This is a genomic window from Kitasatospora sp. NPDC087314 (assembly GCF_044744365.1).
Lineage (GTDB): Bacteria > Actinomycetota > Actinomycetes > Streptomycetales > Streptomycetaceae > Kitasatospora.
This window is the reverse complement of sequence record NZ_JBIUYE010000002.1, coordinates 435510-452764: the sequence shown is the minus strand read 5'-3', so window position 1 is coordinate 452764 and position 17255 is coordinate 435510. Positions and strand designations below refer to the sequence as shown.

The 17255-nt window shown below is 74.7% G+C and carries 10 protein-coding genes and 1 pseudogene; 6 read left to right on the top strand and 5 right to left on the bottom strand.

Annotation, left to right across the window (positions count from 1 at the left end):
* The first annotated feature begins 2 nt into the window (after positions 1–2).
* From ACIO5E_RS05825 to ACIO5E_RS05815, 3 genes are all read left to right on the top strand, one after another.
* Positions 3–3746 (top strand): DUF5682 family protein, encoded by a 3744-nt coding sequence (locus ACIO5E_RS05825; protein ID WP_400664169.1) that lies wholly within the window; start codon positions 3–5, stop codon positions 3744–3746.
* Between the two features lie 2 nt (positions 3747–3748).
* Positions 3749–5719 carry a hypothetical protein gene (locus tag ACIO5E_RS05820; RefSeq protein ID WP_400664167.1) on the top strand — a complete coding sequence of 657 codons (1971 nt, stop codon included), beginning with the start codon at positions 3749–3751 and terminating at the stop codon, positions 5717–5719.
* Positions 5720–6119: 400 nt separating this feature from the next.
* The gene (locus ACIO5E_RS05815) at positions 6120–6617 is read left to right on the top strand and encodes a MarR family winged helix-turn-helix transcriptional regulator (protein WP_400664166.1); all 498 of its coding nucleotides are present in this window, start codon (positions 6120–6122) and stop codon (positions 6615–6617) included.
* Positions 6618–6662: 45 nt separating this feature from the next.
* On the opposite strand, the gene ACIO5E_RS05810 is transcribed toward ACIO5E_RS05815, so the two are convergent.
* The 5 genes from ACIO5E_RS05810 to ACIO5E_RS05790 form a co-directional block, all read right to left on the bottom strand.
* Complete coding sequence (locus tag ACIO5E_RS05810; RefSeq protein WP_280680940.1) at positions 6663–7238, bottom strand: ATP/GTP-binding protein; 576 nt, start codon at positions 7236–7238, stop codon at positions 6663–6665.
* 56 nt (positions 7239–7294) lie between these two features.
* The gene (locus ACIO5E_RS05805) at positions 7295–7675 is read right to left on the bottom strand and encodes a DUF742 domain-containing protein (RefSeq protein ID WP_280680941.1); all 381 of its coding nucleotides are present in this window, start codon (positions 7673–7675) and stop codon (positions 7295–7297) included.
* Complete coding sequence (locus ACIO5E_RS05800) at positions 7672–8103, bottom strand: roadblock/LC7 domain-containing protein (protein ID WP_400664164.1); 432 nt, start codon at positions 8101–8103, stop codon at positions 7672–7674. The genes ACIO5E_RS05805 and ACIO5E_RS05800 overlap by 4 nt, the downstream gene beginning before the upstream one ends.
* Entirely contained in the window at positions 8103–10190 is a 2088-nt protein-coding gene (locus ACIO5E_RS05795) for an ATP-binding protein (protein ID WP_400664162.1), read from the bottom strand. The genes ACIO5E_RS05800 and ACIO5E_RS05795 overlap by 1 nt, the downstream gene beginning before the upstream one ends.
* A gap of 502 nt (positions 10191–10692) precedes the next feature.
* Entirely contained in the window at positions 10693–11961 is a 1269-nt protein-coding gene (locus ACIO5E_RS05790; RefSeq protein WP_400664452.1) for an acyl-CoA dehydrogenase family protein, read from the bottom strand.
* A 435-nt stretch (positions 11962–12396) separates the two neighbouring features.
* On the opposite strand from ACIO5E_RS05790, the gene ACIO5E_RS05785 reads away from it, so the two are divergent.
* The 3 genes and pseudogenes from ACIO5E_RS05785 to ACIO5E_RS05775 form a co-directional block, all read left to right on the top strand.
* On the top strand, positions 12397–13458 hold the full coding sequence (locus ACIO5E_RS05785; protein ID WP_400664161.1) for a GAF domain-containing protein: 1062 nt from the start codon (positions 12397–12399) through the stop codon (positions 13456–13458).
* Positions 13459–13795: 337 nt separating this feature from the next.
* Positions 13796–15385 carry a lipase maturation factor family protein gene (locus ACIO5E_RS05780; RefSeq protein WP_400664159.1) on the top strand — a complete coding sequence of 530 codons (1590 nt, stop codon included), beginning with the start codon at positions 13796–13798 and terminating at the stop codon, positions 15383–15385.
* A 203-nt stretch (positions 15386–15588) separates the two neighbouring features.
* Positions 15589–17255: pseudogene (locus ACIO5E_RS05775) on the top strand (hypothetical protein); the annotation flags it as partial.

Here is a 17255-nt window from a genome sequence, read left to right as displayed (position 1 = left end):
CGATGAGCAGCGCGGTGAAGCCCGCCCCGGCGGGCCCCTCCCACCCGGACGACGGGCGCCTGGACGACGGGCACCTGGACGACCCGCGCCGGGCCGTCCAGGCCGAGGTCGACCGGCTGGCCGGCACCGACCGGCCCGGGCCCTACCTGATCGGCGTGCGGCACCACGCACCGTCGCTCAGCGCGGTCCTCCCCGCGCTGCTCGACGCCGCCAAGCCCGAGGTGGTGCTGGTCGAACTCCCCGCCGAGTTCCAGCCCTGGCTCGGCTGGCTGGCGGACGAGGCCACCGAAGCCCCGGTCGCCCTCGCGGCCGCCCCGGCCGGTCCCGACGACGGCCCGGCCGGCGGTCCCGGTCCCGGGCGGCTCGCCTTCTACCCGTTCGCCGACTTCTCCCCGGAACTGGTCGCCCTGCGCTGGGCACGGCGCAACGGCGTCGAGGCGCTCGCCTGCGACCTCCCGCTCGCCCACCGCGTCGCGCCTGGCGACGGAGACCGGCACGCCGCCGACACCCCCGGCGTCGCCGACGCGCTGCGCCGACGCCTCACCGGGCGCGGCTCCGACGACGACCTGTGGGACCGCCTCGTCGAGACCGCCGCCCCCGGCTCCGCCCCCGACGCCGTCCGGCGCGCCGCACTGCTGGTCGGCTGGGCGCTGCGCCGCGACGCCGAGACCGGCCCCGGCGTCGATCCGTACGACCTGCGGCGCGAAGCCTGGATGCGCGCCCGGATCCGGGCCGCGGCGGCCGGCGGACGGCGGGTCGCCGCCGTCGTCGGCGCCTTCCACGCGCCCGCCCTGCTCGACGGCCCCGCCGCCACCGACGAACCGCCGCACCCGGACCACCCCGGACACGTCCTCTCCCTGATCCCCTACACCTACCCGCTGCTCGACGCCCGCTCCGGCTACCCGGCGGGCATCCGCGACCCCGAATGGCAGCACACCGTCCTCGACGCCGGCGGCGACCCGGACCAGCTGACCCGGGCACTCACCACCACCGCCGTCCGGATCTGCGAGGCCCTGCGCAGCCAGGACCACCCCTCCGGCCCGGCCGACGCCCGCGAGATCGTCCGCCTCGCCGGCGACCTCGCCCGCCTCCGCGGCCACGCCGCACCCGGCCGCGGCGAACTCGTCGAAGCCGTCCAGACCGTCCTCGCCCAAGGCGAACCCCTCGGCCGCGGTCGGGTCGTCGCCCGCGCCCTCGAACGCGTCCTGATCGGCACCCGCACCGGCCGCGCCACCCCCGCGGCCCCGCGCAGCGGGCTCGCCCCCGCCGCCGAAACCCTCCTCGCCGACCTCGGCCTGCCCGACCCCGCCGACCCCGGCCCACGCGAACTCCGCCTCGCCCCGCTGCGCACCCCCCTCGACCGCCGCCGCGAGATCCTCCTCCAACGCCTCGCGGCCTGCGACGTCCCCTACGCCGACCCCGTCACCACCACCGGCGCCGGCGGCACCGAAGCCCTCGGCACCCGCTGGCGCCTCCACTGGACCCCGGCCACCGCCGCCATGCTCACCGTCGCCGGCACCCGCGGCGTCACCCCCGCGCAGGCCGCCGAAGGCGCCCTGCGCGAACGCCTCCGCCGCGAACACCAGGTCGACGGCCCCACCGCCCGCGAGGTCCTCCAGGGCCTCGCCGACGCGGCCGCCTGCGGCCTCCCGGGCCTCGTCGACACCCGCCTCGCCCAACTCGCCACCGTCCTCCCGTCCTCCGGCACCCTCCCCGAACTCCTCGACGCCCTGGCCCTCCTCGACCGCCTCACCGCCGGCCACATCCCGGGCTACACCCCCACCCCTGGCGGCGCCCCCGGTGCGGCGGGCATTCCCGGCGAGCCGACGTCTCACCACCTCGCTGCGCCCACAGCCTTCGGCGTCCCCGAACCATCGCCCACCCCTAGGGGGCTCGCTGTCGAGCCTGGTGCGGATCGGCTGGGTGCGGTGGGCGAGTTGCTGACCGTGGCGGCTGTGCGGCAGCTGGAGGGCTTGGGCGGGTCGGACGATCCGGCGGATGCGCGGGCGCTGGTGGAGTTGGCGCGGCGGGCGGATCCGGACGGTGGACTGCGGTTGGGGCACGCCCTGGCCGAACTCGCTGACCGGGGAAGTCCGTTGGTGCGCGGCGCGGCCGGGGCGGTGCGGGTGCTGCTGGGCCGGGAGCGGGCGGAGGTGTTGGGCGGGCGGACGGCCTCGTGGGTGGACGGCGCGACCGGCCCGGAGGCGCGGCATGCGCTCGGGCGCGGGCTGGTCGGTCTGCTGACGGCGGCGGAGGGGCTGTTCGCCACCGCGCCGGAGGCGCTGGACCCGCTGCTGGAGCGGGTCACGTCGCTGCCGGACTCCGCCTTTCTGGACCGGCTGCCGGCACTGCGCGGTGGCTTCGACTCGCTCAGCCCGGCGGCCCGGGACCGGTTGCTGGTCCTGGTCGAGGAACGCCTGGGCACCCGGCTCTCCGGCCTGCCCGAGGAGGTTCCGCCCGCCGTGCTGGCCGGCTGGGTCCGCGCCGATCTGGCCGCCCGCGCGGCGCTGGCCCGGCGCGGCCTGCTGCCGCCGGTGGCCGGGGTCCCGGAGCCGGCCGTCGGCGCGCCCGGACCACCACACCGCAGCGGGTCCCTCCCGGCCTCGCCCGGCGCCCCGCAGGCGCACGCCCTGGCCCCGGCCGAGCGCTGGCGGTTGCTCCTCGGCCGCCCCGGCAGCGGGGTCCTGAGCGGTCGCGGCGCCCGACTCGCCACCGCCCTCGACGAGTTGTACGGCAGCGGGCGCGGCGAGGGCTCCGGCCCGGGCCTGGACGGGCGGACCGGACGAGGTGGTCGGGGCGGACGCGAGGCGCCCTATCCGGGGGTGCGCGAGTGGGCCGAGGAGTTGTCGGCGCTGTTCGGGCCGGGCGTTCGGGAGGAGGTGCTGGCGGCCGCCGTGGCGCAGGGCCGGACGGACGTCCTGGAGGCGATCGAGCCGGGCGCCGTCCGCCCGTCGGTTGATCTGCTGCGCACGGTGCTCGAGCATGCGGGCGGCCTGCCCGAGGCGCGGGTGGCCCGGCTGCGTCCGCTGGTGCGGCGGCTGGTGGACGAGCTGACGCGCGAGTTGGCGACCAGGCTGCGCCCGGCGCTGACCGGGATCAGCGTGCCGCGCCCGACGCGTCGACCGGGTGGCGGGCTGGACCTGGACCGGACGATCCGGGCCAACCTCGCCACCGCCCGCCCGTCGGGGGACGGCGGCACGATCATCGTGCCGGAGCGTCCGGTGTTCCGGACCAGGGCCCGGCAGGCGGCCGACTGGCGGCTGATCCTGGTCGTGGACGTCTCCGGGTCGATGGAGGCGTCCACGGTCTGGGCGGCGCTGACGGCGTCGATCCTGGCCGGGGTGCCCTCGCTCAGCACCCACTTCGTGGCGTTCTCCACCGAGATCGTCGATCTGACCGAGCGGGTGGAGGATCCGCTGAGCCTGCTGTTGGAGGTGCGGATCGGCGGCGGCACCAGCATCGCGAGCGGGCTGCGGTACGCGCGGAAGCTGGTGACGGTGCCGTCCCGGACGCTGGTCGCGGTGATCAGCGACTTCGAGGAGGGCGGACCGGTGGGCGGGCTGCTGGCCCAGACCCGGGCGCTGGTGGACTCCGGCGTGCACCTGCTCGGCTGTGCGGCGCTGGACGACACGGGGACGGCCCGTTACTCGAAGGCGGTCGCGGGCCAACTGGTCGCGGCCGGCATGCCCGTGGCGGCGTTGAGTCCGTTGGAACTGGCCCGCTGGGTGGGGGAGAAGGTGCGATGAGCGTGGCGGAGCGGACGAGCGGCTGGCCGACGGTTCGGCCGGAGGTGGTCGCCGAGGTGGTGGCCGGGCTGAGCGCCCGGTTGCAGAAGCGGCTGGACGGCGCGGCGGCGAAGCTGGCGGAGCGGCCGGTGACCCGCAGCGGTGACGAGTGGCGGGTGGAGGTGGACGAGGAGACGGTGCTCGTGCTGCACGCCCCGGGCGGGGTGGTCGCGGAGGCAGCCGACGTGCGCTGCGGCTGCCTGCTCGCCCCGGCCTGCGTGCACCGGGCCGCCGTGGTCACGCTCTGCCCGTTGGCCGACCCGGTCGAGGAGCCCGCTACGGCCGAGCCACCCGAGCGAGCCGAGCCGATCGGCCCGGCCAAGACGGCCAAGCAGCCAGACCAGCCCGAGCCCGCGCTCACCGCGTTCGAACTGGCGGCGGCCCGCCACCTCCACCGGGCCGGGTGCGCGATCCTGGCCGCCGGGGTGAGCGGGGCGGGGGCCGTCGCGCAGGCCGAGCTGCTGCGGGCGGCCCACCGGGCGCGGCTGGCAGGGCTGTACCGCCCGGCCGCAGCGGCGGTCGCCGTGGTGACGCGGGTGCGCGCGGCCCGTTCAGGGGCGCCGGACCACCGACTGGCGGACCTGGTGGCCGGTCTGCGCGACCTGCTGGACCTCACCACCGCCCTGACCACCGGCTTCGGCCCCGTCGCCGGACTGCGCGGCACCGCCCGCCAGGTGTACGGCGAGGAGGGCGGGCTGCGGCTGTACGGACTGTTCGCAGAACCGGTGCTCACGGCCACCCACGCGGGGGTGGTGAGCTGGGCGGTGGACGCGGACGGCCGGCTCAGCACGGTGGCCGAGGTGATGCCGCACGGGGACGCGGCAGCCTCCGCCCCGCAGGCGGTCGGGGCGGGCAACCGGACGGTCCGGCTGGGCGAGGCCCCGCTCAGCCACCGGGAGTTCAGTCGCGCCGGGCTGGCCGTGCAGGGCGCCACCCGATCCGCCGTCGGGCGGCTGGGCGCCGGCGCCTCCGTCCGGGCGGTCCGGGCGGCGGGCGCGGCGTGGACGGCGGAGCCGCCGGCCGCGCTCTGGGCCGAACCGGCGGCCGCCCAGGTGGCGCGGGCGCTCGCGGCGGAGTCGCTGCCGTACGAGAGTCGCCCGGCCGGGAGCGATCTGCTGTTCCTGGACGTCACCCTGCTGGGCCCGGCCCCGGTCGGCCAGGGCGGGGCGCCACAGCTGCTGGCGCGCTGCGCGGGCGGCGTCGGTACCAGCGCCGGTAGCGGCGACGGCGCTCTGGTGGTGGCCCTGCGGGCGGGGCACGAGCACCCGGGGCTGGCCTTCCGGGCGAACCTCGCGCTGCTCGCCACCGCGCCCGGCCTGCGGCTACGGGTGATCGGCCGCCTGGAGCGCTCGGACCGTCCCGAGCTTCGCCTGCTCGCGATCGGCACACCCCCGGAGTCCCTGGAGGATCCCGGGACCGCTGGCCCCGGAGCCCCCGGTCCCGCCGGACTCCCCGCGCTCGTCGTCCCCGCAGACCGGGCCGGCCGGATCAACCTCGGCCTCGAACGCCTCCAGACCGCCGACCTCCAGACCACCAGCCCGGCCAGCACCAGCCCCGGGGCCACCGTGCCCGTCGGTGTCCCACCCACCGACGCCGCCCCCGGCCTCCCGGCCACGGTGCCGTACGGCCCTCCGGCCCACGTGCTCGGCCGCCGGGTCGAGCAGACGGTCACCACCGGGCGCTACGCCCTGGCCCCGGGGGCGGCCACGGCGGCCGCCGACCGGAGCCTGCTGCGCGTCGCAGGGCTGGCGACGGCGGCCGAGCTGCTCGACACCCTGCGGGCCGCCGCGGTCGACCAGCGCCGCGACGTGTTCGGCCGGGTCGTCCCGGACGACCACGAGGCCTTCGCCGGGGCCTGGCTGGCGGCCGCCTGCTACACCGAGGAGCTGGCCACCGCGCTCTGTTCCGCCGCCTGGGCCGGGGAGGATGGATAGCCGGGGAGGTCAGGCCGGCCCGTCCGGGCTGCCCGGATCAGCCGGGCGCCCCGCTCACGCAAGGGTGCCGCCGGACGGCGAGAAGGTGCCGCCGAGCGACACCGAGCCTGTCTGGGAGGGGGTGGCCAGGCGTTCACGTCCCAGGCCTTGTGGACCATCCCGTGGTCCTTGCCCGGCCAGAGGAGGCCGATCCGGCCACCAACCTGGCACAGCACGGCCGCCGCCACCTCCCAACGGATACGAACGACCCGGCAGAGGGGCCGATCCGGCGGCGAGGTACAAGGAAAATTAGTTGCACAGACAGGTAATCCGCGCCGACTGGCATACTTGTCTGACGAGGGACATTGCGGGACGCGCAGGGAAGACGGAACGCGCAGGGAAACGGAAGGGAAGGCGAGCGATGGGGATCCGCGACGACGCGGCCGAGATCCGGGCCCGTGGCTGGCGAACTCTGGCCGCGCTGCACGGGCTGATCGACACGGCGCTGGAGAAGGCGCTGCAGGCGGAGCACCGGCTCTCGGTGGTCGAGTACACGGTGCTGGACGCGCTGTCACGGCAGGACGGGTGGCACATGCGGATGCAGCAGCTGGCCCGCGCCGCGGCGCTGAGCAGCAGCGCGACGACCCGCCTGGTGACCCGCCTGGAGGATCGCGGGCTGCTCAGCCGCTACCTCTGCGCCGACGACCGGCGCGGGATCTACACCGAGCTGACGCCGGAGGGCCGCACCCTGCTGGCGGCCGCCCGCCCGGTGCACGACGCCACCCTGGAGGCGACCCTGGCGCAGGCCGCGGAGGTCCCGGAGCTGGCGCCGCTGGTGCACGCCCTCGCCGGACTCGACGAACCGGCCGACCACACGGACCCGGCCGACCACGCCGACCGCACCCCGGTCACCGCCTGACCGTCCGCGCCTGCCGGACCGTCCGCGAGGCCGAACCCCGCGCCCTCACCGCCGCCCGGCGGACAGGGCGTTGCGGTGCACCTGGTCGAGCAGGGCGAGCAGCAGTTCCTTGCTGGACGCCCGCTCCCGCACGTCGCAGAGCACGACCGGGACGTCCGGCCCGAGGTCGAGGGCGCGCCGGACGGCTTCGGGGCTGGCGTCGCGGCGGCCGTGGAAGCAGTTGACGCCGATCGCGAACGGGATGCCGCGCTGCTCGAAGAAGTCCACGGCGGCGAAGCTGGATTCGAGCCGCCGGGTGTCGGCGAGGACGATCGCCCCGAGGGCGCCGAGGGCGAGGTCGTCCCACATGAACCAGAACCGGAACTGCCCGGGCGTGCCGAACAGGTAGAGCACCAGGTCCTCGCGGACGGTGATCCGCCCGAAGTCCATCGCCACGGTGGTGGTGGACTTGCCCTGGACGCCGTCGAGGTTGTCGACCCCGATGCTGGCGCGGGTCATCCGCTCCTCGGTCTGCAGCGGTTCGATCTCGCTGACCGAGCCGACCATGGTGGTCTTCCCGACGCCGAAGCCGCCGGCGACGAGGATCTTGACCGCGCCCGGCACCAGGCTCTGGGTCGTCAATTCGGGTCTCCTGGAGTGGGACTGAGAGATGCGGGGCGGGCCGGGGCCCCGCCGGGTCAGAGCCGGCGGACGCCCTCGATCACGGCCTGGATCAGCGAGATGTCCGGTGCCTCGGCGAGTTGGACCGGGGCGCGGGTGAGGATCAGCCGGGCCTCGGCCAGGTCGTCGAGCAGGACCTTGACGACGCTGACCGGCAGGTCGAGGGTGGCCGCGATCTCGGCGACGGCCAGCGGGCGCTCGCGGCACAGGTCGATGATCGCGGCCGGTTCGGGCGTGAGCCGGCTGGTGTCGGTGCGCGGGTCGGCGGTGACCACGAGGGTGATCAGCGCGAAGCCGTCACGGACCGGGCCGGTGCGCCCGTTGGTGATCGCGTAAGGGCGGACCAGATGGCCTGCGTCCTTGTCGTAGAACCAGGCCTCGTCGGCGTCGGCGGTCACGCACCGCCACCCGCGCCGACCTGGCCGGCGTCGCTGCGCGGCGCCGCGGTGAGGTACTGGCCGACCTGCTTGACCAGCACGTTGATCTCGTACGCCATCAGGCCGGCGTCCACCTGCTCGCTGGTGAGGACGGCGAGCCGGGCGCCCTGCCCGGCGGTGGTGACGAACAGGAACAGCTGGTCCATCTCGACCACGGTCTGCCGGACCCGCCCGCCGTTGAACCGGTGTCCGGCGCCGCGGGCGAGGCTCTGCAGTCCGGAGGCGACGGCGGAGAGGTGCTCGGCGTCGGCCCGGTCCAGTCCCTGGGACATACCGACCAGCAGGCCGTCCTCCGAGAGGACGATGGCGTGCCGGGTCTCGGGTACCCGGGCCACCAGCTGGTCCAGCAGCCAGTTGAGGTCGCGCGGGGTGTCGGTGTGCTGCGTCATCACTGCTGTTCCTTGGCTTCCTGAACGGCGGAGGCGTCCCGGACGGCGGAAGGCGCGGCCGGGGCGTGGGGCGCGGCGGGCGCCTGGGGGGTGGTGGGCGTGATCGGCGCGTAGGGGTCGGGGTCGGCCGCGCGGGCCGTCCGGGTGCCGCGCTGGATGGCGGCCATGGTGGCGCGGGAGCGCTGCGGTGACGGATCGTCGGCCTCAGGGGCGCCGTGCCGCGGGCCGGACTGGGGCACGGACTGGGGCCCGGTCCGGGCGGGGTGGCCGACCACGGGGGGCAGCATGACGCCGGGGGCGTTGGCCTCGCGGAGCTGCTCGGCGAGGCTGGCGTTGCGGACCCGCTGCGGCAGGACCCGCGGGGTGCGCAGTTCGCCGTCCGAGCCGTGTTCCAAGCGCTTCTCCTGGGCGCGGTCGGCGCAGGCGCCGTCGAGGGGCACGGCCGCGGGCTCGACCACCGAGTCCGCCGCGCGCCCGTCCCCAGTACGCCCGTCCACGGCGTGCCCGTCCGCCGACGGCTCGCCGACCGGGAGGTCGTACGGGCGCGGAAGGACGGGCCGGGGGACGACCACGGCACCGGGCAGGCCGGGGATCTCGGCGCCGACCGGCAGACCGCCGTTGGTCGGAGCGGGGGTGGCGCCCAGGGAGTACTGGGCGAGCAGCTTACCGGTGATCACACCGCCGTCACCCACACCGTCACCCACACCGTCACCCACACCGGACCCCGCAGGAACCCCAGGCACCGAAGGCGCACCCGCCCCATCGGCCGCACCAGGCGCGGCCCCGGGCACCGGAGCCCCCGGCCCCCCACCCAGCAGCCCGCCGAGGACCCCGGCCAGCGCGCCCGACAGCTCCCCGCCCGCACCGCCGAGGTCGCCGCCCGCCGTCGGCAGCGGCTCGGGGACCGGGGTCCGGGTGACCCGCGCGCCGGACGGCAGCCCGGAGACCGCGGCCGGCTGCTCGGCCTGTTCCAGCAGCACGGACGGCACCAGCACCACGGCCCGGGTGCCGCCGTACGGCGAGGGCCGCAGGGTGACCTGGATGTCGTGCCGGGCGGCCAGCCGCGCGACGACGAACAGGCCCAGCCGCAGGTCGTCGCCGAGGGCGGAGACGTCCAGCTCGGGCGGGTTGGCCAGGTAGTCGTTGAGCCGCTCGTACTCCTCCTCGGTCATGCCGAGGCCGCGGTCCTCGACCTCGACCGCCAGGCCCTTGGGGACCTCCTGCGCGGAGACCTGCACCTGGGTGTACGGCGGGGAGAAGGTGGTGCCGTTCTCGATGAGTTCGGCGATCAGGTGGATGACGTCGGCGACGGCCTGTCCGCTGAGCGAGGCGCGCGGCACGCCCTGGACGACGACCCGGGCGTAGTTCTCGGTCTCGGAGACGGCGCTGCGCAGCACGTTGACCACGGGCACGGCGTTGCGCCAGCGCCGGGCGGGCAGGGCGCCGCCGAGGATGACGAGGTTCTCGGCGTTGCGCCGCATCCGGGTCGCGAGGTGGTCGACCGCGAACAGCTCGCGCAGCAGCTCGGGTTCCTCGTGCTCGCGCTCCAGGGCGTCGAGCATGCTGATCTGCCGGTGGATCAGGATCTGGGTGCGGCGGGCGATGTTGAGGAAGACCTTCTTCGTCCCCTCGCGGCCCTGGGCCTGGTGGACGATGGCGGCGACGGCGGCCTGGCGGACGGCGGCGAGGCCGTCGGCGGTCTGCTGGACCTCGTCGCCGGCCCGCCGGGGCGGCGACCAGGCGGGCGGGGTGGGCACCGGCTCCCCGGCGCGCAGCCGTCCGACGACCTCGGGGATCTCGTCCTGGGCGAGCGCGAGGGTGTCGGTGCGCAGCACGGAGAGGCGGGTGGACAGGGCCCGGGCGGCCCGGATGCCGCGGACCAGGCTGACCAGCAGGACCAGGGCGACGACGGAGCTGCCGGCGATCAGGGCGGTGCGGTGTCCGGCGTCGCGCAGCAGGTAGGCGGCGTAGCCCCAGGCGGCGGCGAGGCCCAGGCTGGGAACCAGCACGAGGGCGAGGAGCGAGCTGCGGAGCGAGCCGGACCGGCCGGCGCGGTGGCCCGTGCGGGGGGCCGATATGCCTGGCATCTGATTCCTCGTTGCAGGGCCGAGTCGCTGGGCCGAACGGCGGTTGGGCCTGTCCGTGGTCCGGCCGGGGCTTCAGGGCGCCACGGCCGGGGTGGCCGGACGGGGTGACGCGGTGTCATCGTCCGGACGGGGGTGCAGCACGGCCGCCGACGGCAGGAACGCTATCAGCCCCAGGCGCCCTCGTCGCAACATCAACTGACGATGTGTGAGCGACTGATGGCGGTGGTGGAGAGTCGCGGACGGATCGTCAGTCGTCGGATCGTCGCAGCTCACGTCGGCCGGGGGGAGTGCCCCGGACAGCTCTCCGGGGGGCAGGGGAGTCTCCCGGAGAGCCGTCAGGAACAGGTCAAGCCGCTTATGCTGGAGGCTTCGACGCCGTCCGGCCGGTCGGGTCCGTCGGTTCGCCAGGCCGGTTTGCCGATGCGTCGGTTCGCCAAGCCGGTTTGCCGATGTGCCGGTTCGCGCCGACGTGCCACGGGTCCAGTCCGTCGGGCGCGTCGGTTCAACCCGCCAGCGGTATCGGCACCACCTGCCCGCCCCCCACGACCTGCAACTCCATCGCGGCCTCCCGCTGGGCCAGTTCGGTCCACGCCCAGCTCGCCAGGTCGGACAGCTCCGCCGACCACTGCTTGCCGTAGGTGCCGCAGGCGACCTGGCCGAGCCGCAGCCGCTGGACGTCCGAGGTCCCGGCCGGCGGGTAGACGTGGGTGGCGTCGCGCAGGTAGCGCTCGATGCTGAACTCGGCCTGCAGGCCCCGGGCAGCGTGGATCTCCATGGCGTTGCGCGCAGAGTCCAGCGCGTACTCGGTGTTGATGAGCTTGGCGTTCATCAGCTCGGCGTCGCAGGCCCTGCCGTGGTCGAGCAGGTACGAGGCGTGGTAGGCGGCCAGCTTCGCCGTCATCAGCCGCGACTGCATCTCGCCCAGTTTCAGGGCGATGTTGGGCAGTTGGTTGAGTGGCCTGCCGTAGAGCACCCGCTCCTCCGCGAAGCGCGCGGTGTCCGCGACGATCGCGGTGTGGATGCCGAGCGCGACGGCGGCGAGGTTGAGCCGGCCGTACAGGGTGGAGGAGGAGTAGGCGACGTCCAGGCCCTGGCCCTCCAGGCCCAGCCGGTTGGCGACCGGGATGCGGCAGTCCTCGAAGACGATCTCGCCGAAGCTGAAGCCGTGCAGGCCGCTCTGCGAACCGAGTTCCCCGGCGCGAAAGCCGGGGCGGTCGCTCTCGACCAGGAACGCGGACAGGCCCCGGCTGCCCTCTCCGGTGCGGAGGATCACCCCGTGCACGTCGCCGATGTGGGAGTTGCCGACGAACCACTTGCGGCCGTCGAGCACGTACTCGTCGCCCTCGCGACGGGCGGTGCCGGACATCCCGAGCACGTGGCCGCCCGACTCCGGCTCGGTGACGGCGATCGTCGGCAGCGCCGCACCGGAGGCGAACTTCGGTAGCCAGTACCGCCGTTGGACGTTCGAGCCGAAGTGGATGACCTTGGCGACACCGAGCTGCGAGGCCTGCGCCACCGCGCCCATGGCACCGCTGACCCGGGCGAGCTCCTCCACGATGACGGTCTTGGCGAGGTGCCCCAGCCCCATTCCGCCGAATTCGCGCGGAATGGTCACGCCGATCCATCCCCGTCGGGCGATCTCCCTCGACAGTTCGACCTCGACGTTCCGTTCGGCCTCCATCCTGGCCACGTGCGGACGTACCTCCTTCTCCGCGAACTCACGGACCTCCGCTCGGAGACTCTCGTGGCGCTCGTCGGTGAAGTAGTCCATCGCCATGCTGGGGTCCTCTCGTGTCAGGGGTGTGCCGTGCCTCCGTCCGCGCCGTCGAAGCCGCTTCGGCCGCCCCCGAGGGTGAGTGGGGTGTGGAGGTGGTGGTGGCCGACTGCCCCTTTGCGATCGGGGCAAGCGGAACTCGGGGCGGTTTTCCCGGGGTTGGGAATACCGTCCGTGTCTTCGGCAGGGCTCATTGTCATATGGGTCTCCTGTGCTGACCCAGAGTCGATCTTCGATTGGCGGAAATCGGCCCGTCCTTACGCTGAGGTGTTTGGCCGTGACGCCGAGTGGGGAGTGATCCTCCCCACCGCGACAACCTGCTGAGCGGCCGCTCACATGCGGCTTTGACTGTTCATCAGCAAAGGTGACGAACCGGACCGAGCGAGCCGAAGCGCCCTGATGTCTGATTACATGTGCGCCATGACTGATGTGATGAGCACTCAAGGCCAGTTCCCGGGTGCCCCCGGGGAGTCCGAGCGGACCCGCAGGCTGCGCAGCCTCGGTCTCAACGAACCGTCCGCGGACGAGGCCTTCGACCGCTTCGCCCACCTGGCCGCCAGCATCACCCGCGCTCCCATCGCGATGGTCAACTTCATCAACGACGAGCGCCAGATGTTCCGGGGGCTCTACATTCCGCCAAACTCGAGCGACGTCGCGTCCGAAGAAGGCGCTTCCTGGGCCGATCGGGGCATCGCCTTCGACCTTCCGACCCGTCAGATGCCGCTGAGTCACGGCTTCTGCCCGCACGTCGTCGCCCAGCGCTCCCCCCTCGCGCTCGACGACATCCTCGCCTACCCCCGGTTCTCCGGAAACCCGGTCGTCGACGAACTGGGCGTGCGGGCCTACCTCGGCGCCCCACTCGTCGACGACACCAAAACCGTCATCGGCACCGTCTGCGTCCTCGACCGGGAACCCCGGCAGTGGGGGCGCGAGCGGCTGCGCGACATCCAGCACCTCGCCGAGGCGCTGCTCTCCGAGATCCGGCTGCGCGACAACCTGCTCGCCCAGCAGCAGGAGATGTTCGCCGCCTTCGACGGCTCCCCGTTCCCCATCATGCTCACCGATGGCCCCGGCCAGGAGATCCGCTACGCGAACGCCCAGCACGCCGACACCTTCGGGGCCCCGGCGGCGTACGGGGCGATCGGCGCGGCCTACCCGCAGCTCGGCGCGGCAGGACTCCAGCAGGCCGTCGTGGAGGCCTACCACACCGGGCGCAGCACGGTCCTGAACGACGTCCGGACCCAGTCAGGCCGCCCGGACGCCCAGCGCATCCAGCAGATCTTCAGCTTCACCTGCACCCCGCTGCGGACCGCGCGCACCGGCCAGGTCAACGGCGTCCTCACCGTCGGCATGGATGTCACCGCGCAGTCCCGCACCGAGGAGGAGCTCGGCACGCTGGCCGCCCTGCTGGTCGACCGGCTCCAGCAGAACGGCGCCACCCCGGTCGGACGCCCGGGCCTCGCCGGGGAGTCCGGACTCATCCTGCCGAGCTGAGCCGCCGACCTGCCGTCCGCGTGCGGCGCCGCAGTCCCCCTCCGTACCACCGCCCACCGGTCCGCACCACCGCACCACCCGCGACCGCAGCACCGATCACCGCACCACCAGCGACCGCACCACTGATGACCGCACCACCCACGACCGCACCACCGCGACATCCGCCACCGTGGCGGGGCGCCTCTCACCCCCGATGAGAGGCTCCCCGCCACGGTGCCGTCCGGGGGCGCCGGGCCACCCGGAGCACCCCGGCGTCCGAGCCCGAGTGGGTGAACCGGCCCCGCCCGCGCCCCGGCCACGGCCCGCCCGAAGGGCGCCGATGGTAGGCATGGGCCGCATGGACTGGTTCGCGGCCCCCGACTACTGGCTGAGCCGGCTGCTCGTCCAACGCCTGCTCGCCGGCCTCTACCTGATCGGGTTCCTCGCCGCCGTCGCGCAGTTCCGCGCCCTGATCGGCACCGACGGCATGCTGCCGGTGCCCCGCTTCACCGCCCGGGTCCCCTTCCGCCACGCGCCCGGGCTGTTCCACCTCCACTACAGCGACCGCTTCTTCGCCACCGTCGCCTGGAGCGGCGCCGCGCTCGCCGCCGCCGTGACCGCCGGACTCGGCGACCTCGTCCCGCTCTGGGCGTCCGTCCTGCTGTGGGCGGTGCTCTGGGGGCTCTACCTCTCGATCGTCAACGTCGGGCAGACCTGGTACTCCTTCGGCTGGGAGTCACTGCTGCTCGAAGCCGGCTTCCTCGCCGCCTTCCTCGGCAACGCCGACACCGCCCCGCCGACCCTGGTGCTCTGGCTGATGCGCTGGCTGGTCTTCCGGGTCGAGTTCGGCGCCGGACTGATCAAACTGCGCGGCGACCGCTGCTGGCGCGACCTCACCTGCCTGCGCTACCACCACGAGACCCAGCCCATGCCCGGACCGCTCAGCTGGTTCTTCCACCACCTGCCCGACCCGCTGCACCGCGTCGAGGTGGCCGCCAACCACTTCGTCCAACTCGTCGTCCCGGTCTGCCTCTTCCTCCCGCAGCCGGTCGCGAGCTACGCCGCCTGCATCGTCGTCGCCACCCAGCTGTGGCTGATCGCCTCCGGCAACTTCGCCTGGCTCAACTGGCTCACCATCACGCTCGCCCTCGCCGCCGTCGACCCGGCCCGCCTCGGCCTGCCCGTTCACGCCCACGCGCGCCCCGGCGCCCCGGTCTGGTTCGAGGTGCTGGTGATCGCGCTCACCGCCGCCGTCGCCGTCCTCAGCTACTGGCCGGTCCGCAACCTCGTCTCCCGCCGCCAGGCCATGAACCGCTCCTTCAACCGGCTGCACCTCGTCAACACCTACGGCGCCTTCGGCAGCATCAACCGCATCCGCCAGGAGATCGTCGTCGAAGGGACCGACGAACCGACCCTCACCCCGCACACGGTCTGGCACGAGTACGGCTTCAAGGGCAAACCCGGAGACGTGCGCCGGCTCCCGCGCCAGTACGCCCCCTACCACCTGCGGCTCGACTGGCTGATGTGGTTCGCCGGCATCTCGCCCGCCTACGCCCGCCCCTGGTTCCTGCCCTTCGTCGCCCGCCTGCTCTCCGGCGACCGCGCCACCCTCCGGCTGCTGCGCCACAACCCCTTCCCCGGCACCCCGCCGACCCACGTCCGGGCGACCCTCTATCTCTACCGGTTCACCGATTGGCGCGAACTGCGGGAAACCGGCGCGTGGTGGCACCGCACCGCGCTCTACGAGTACCTCGCGCCGGTCGACCTCGCCTCCCTCGCCCGCGCCGGGTACCGCCCGCCCCTCGGCCGACGGCTCCGCACCGTGCCGCTGGACCGGCCACGGCGGCTCGGGGCCCGGTCGGGGAGACCGTCCGGCCGACCCGGGGACCGAAGCCCCGAGCACCCGTCCGGCCCAACGCCCCACCACCCAGGCGGCCCTCCCGAGTAGCGGCCAGGTGGGCGGTATGGCACACGACACCGGCCCGTCGGGCGGTGGGTGCGTGCAAGGCTCGAACGGGCACCCGTATTCTGGGCGTCCACAACCGGCGGCCCTACCGCGCGCCCCCAGCCCCGTTCCGGGGCGTTCCGCGCAACCGGTCCGCCGCCCCCTCGCCGCCAGCCCCGCCGTCGTCGCCCAGAACCGGACCTCACATGACAGTGCTTCACTCGCGCAACGCCGACGCAGCCGACCCGGCGGACGTCGCCGACGCCGCAGACGCCGCAGACGTCAAGGACCCCCAGGACGCCAAGGCCACCACGGCGGAGACCGACCTCCGCGAGGACCTCGGCCGCTACGCCGAACTCGGGGCCTTCACCCTCACCGCCGACACCCACGCCTGGTACGCGGCCGTCGACACCGTCGCCACCCCCGAGGACGCCCGCGCCGCCTCCACCGCACTGGCCGAACTGCGCGGCCGCGACCTCCAGCAGACCTGGGACGCCGTCACCGCCCTCGCCGCCGAGGTCAAGCTCGACGAACCCGACACCGTCGCCAAGACCGCCCTGCTCGTCGAGCTGCTCCAGCGCGTCCAGCGCACCTCCGCCACCCTCACCGGCGCCGCCTACGACGCCGACCTCGACGCCCTCACCGCCGCCACCGCCGACAGCACCTGGCGCCGCGAGCACGGCGTCAAGCTCTCCTGGCTGCGCGCCCGCTCCCTGCGCAAGCAGGCCACGGCCCTCGCCACCGACCGCCGCGTCCGCCGCGAGGACCTGCACGAGGCACTCGCCTCCGCCGAGATCGAGCGCCGTGCCTGGGTCGCCATCGCCCCCGCGGGCACCCTCCCGGTCGTGCCCACCGACGGCGCGCTGGTCGAGCGGACCGCCCAGGCCTTCGAGGCGATCAACACCGGCCTGCGCGGCCTCGCCCGGATGCTCCCCGACCACGACCTCGACGGGCTGGCCTTCGCCGACCTCGTCGACCTGGTCGAACGGCTCGCCGCCGACGAGGGCACGCTCTACCGCCTGCCCACCATCCGCGGCCTGCGCACCACCCTGGAGGAGGCCGGCCTCGGCGACCTGCTCGCCGAACTCACCGTCGCCCAGGCCGACCGCCGCGCCGCCGAAGCCGCCTTCGTCGCCCGCCAGGCCCTGGCCGGCGGCCAGCGTGACGGGCTCGCGGGGACGGGGAGCGCCGTCGAGGCTGCGGTTCCTGCTCCGGCTTCGGCTCCTGCCTCGGTGGAGGAACCGGTGGAGGAGCCGGCGAGCGGCGTGGTGACCGAGGCGGAGCTGGAGTCGGAGTCGGAGTCGGACTCGGGCTCGGCTTCGGACTCGGTCGAGGCTGAGTCCGTGGTCGAGGCCGCCGTCGGGGTGGCTGAGGAGAAGGTGGCGGAGGTGGCGCAAGACGCCCCCGTCACCGTGGTCTCCCTCCCGGCGCCGTCCCCGGCCGCCGACGATCTGGTGGCCGCCGCGACCGCCGCGCTGGCGGAGGCCGCAGAGTCGGCCGAGGCCGTGGCCGAGTCGACGGAGGCCGTTGAGACGCCGGAGGACACGGAGACCGAGGCCGTCGTCGAGACCACCGCCGCCGAAGCCAAGTCCGAAGCCAAGTCCGAGGTCGAGGTCGAGGTCGAAGCCGAGTCGGCGGACGAGACGCCTGCCCTGGAGGACGCGCCGGTCGTCGAGCCGGAGGCGGTCGAGGAGGCCGTCGAGACGGCTGCCGAGCCCGAGCCCGAGCTGGTGGCCCAGGCGGAGGCGGCCGAGGCTCCCGCTGCTGAGGCTGCTGAGGCTGCTGAGGCTGCTGAGGCTGCTGAGGCTACGGAGCCGGTGGCCGAGGTCGAGGCCGTTGAGGAGGCGTCTGCCGTCGTCGTGGAGCCGGTTGT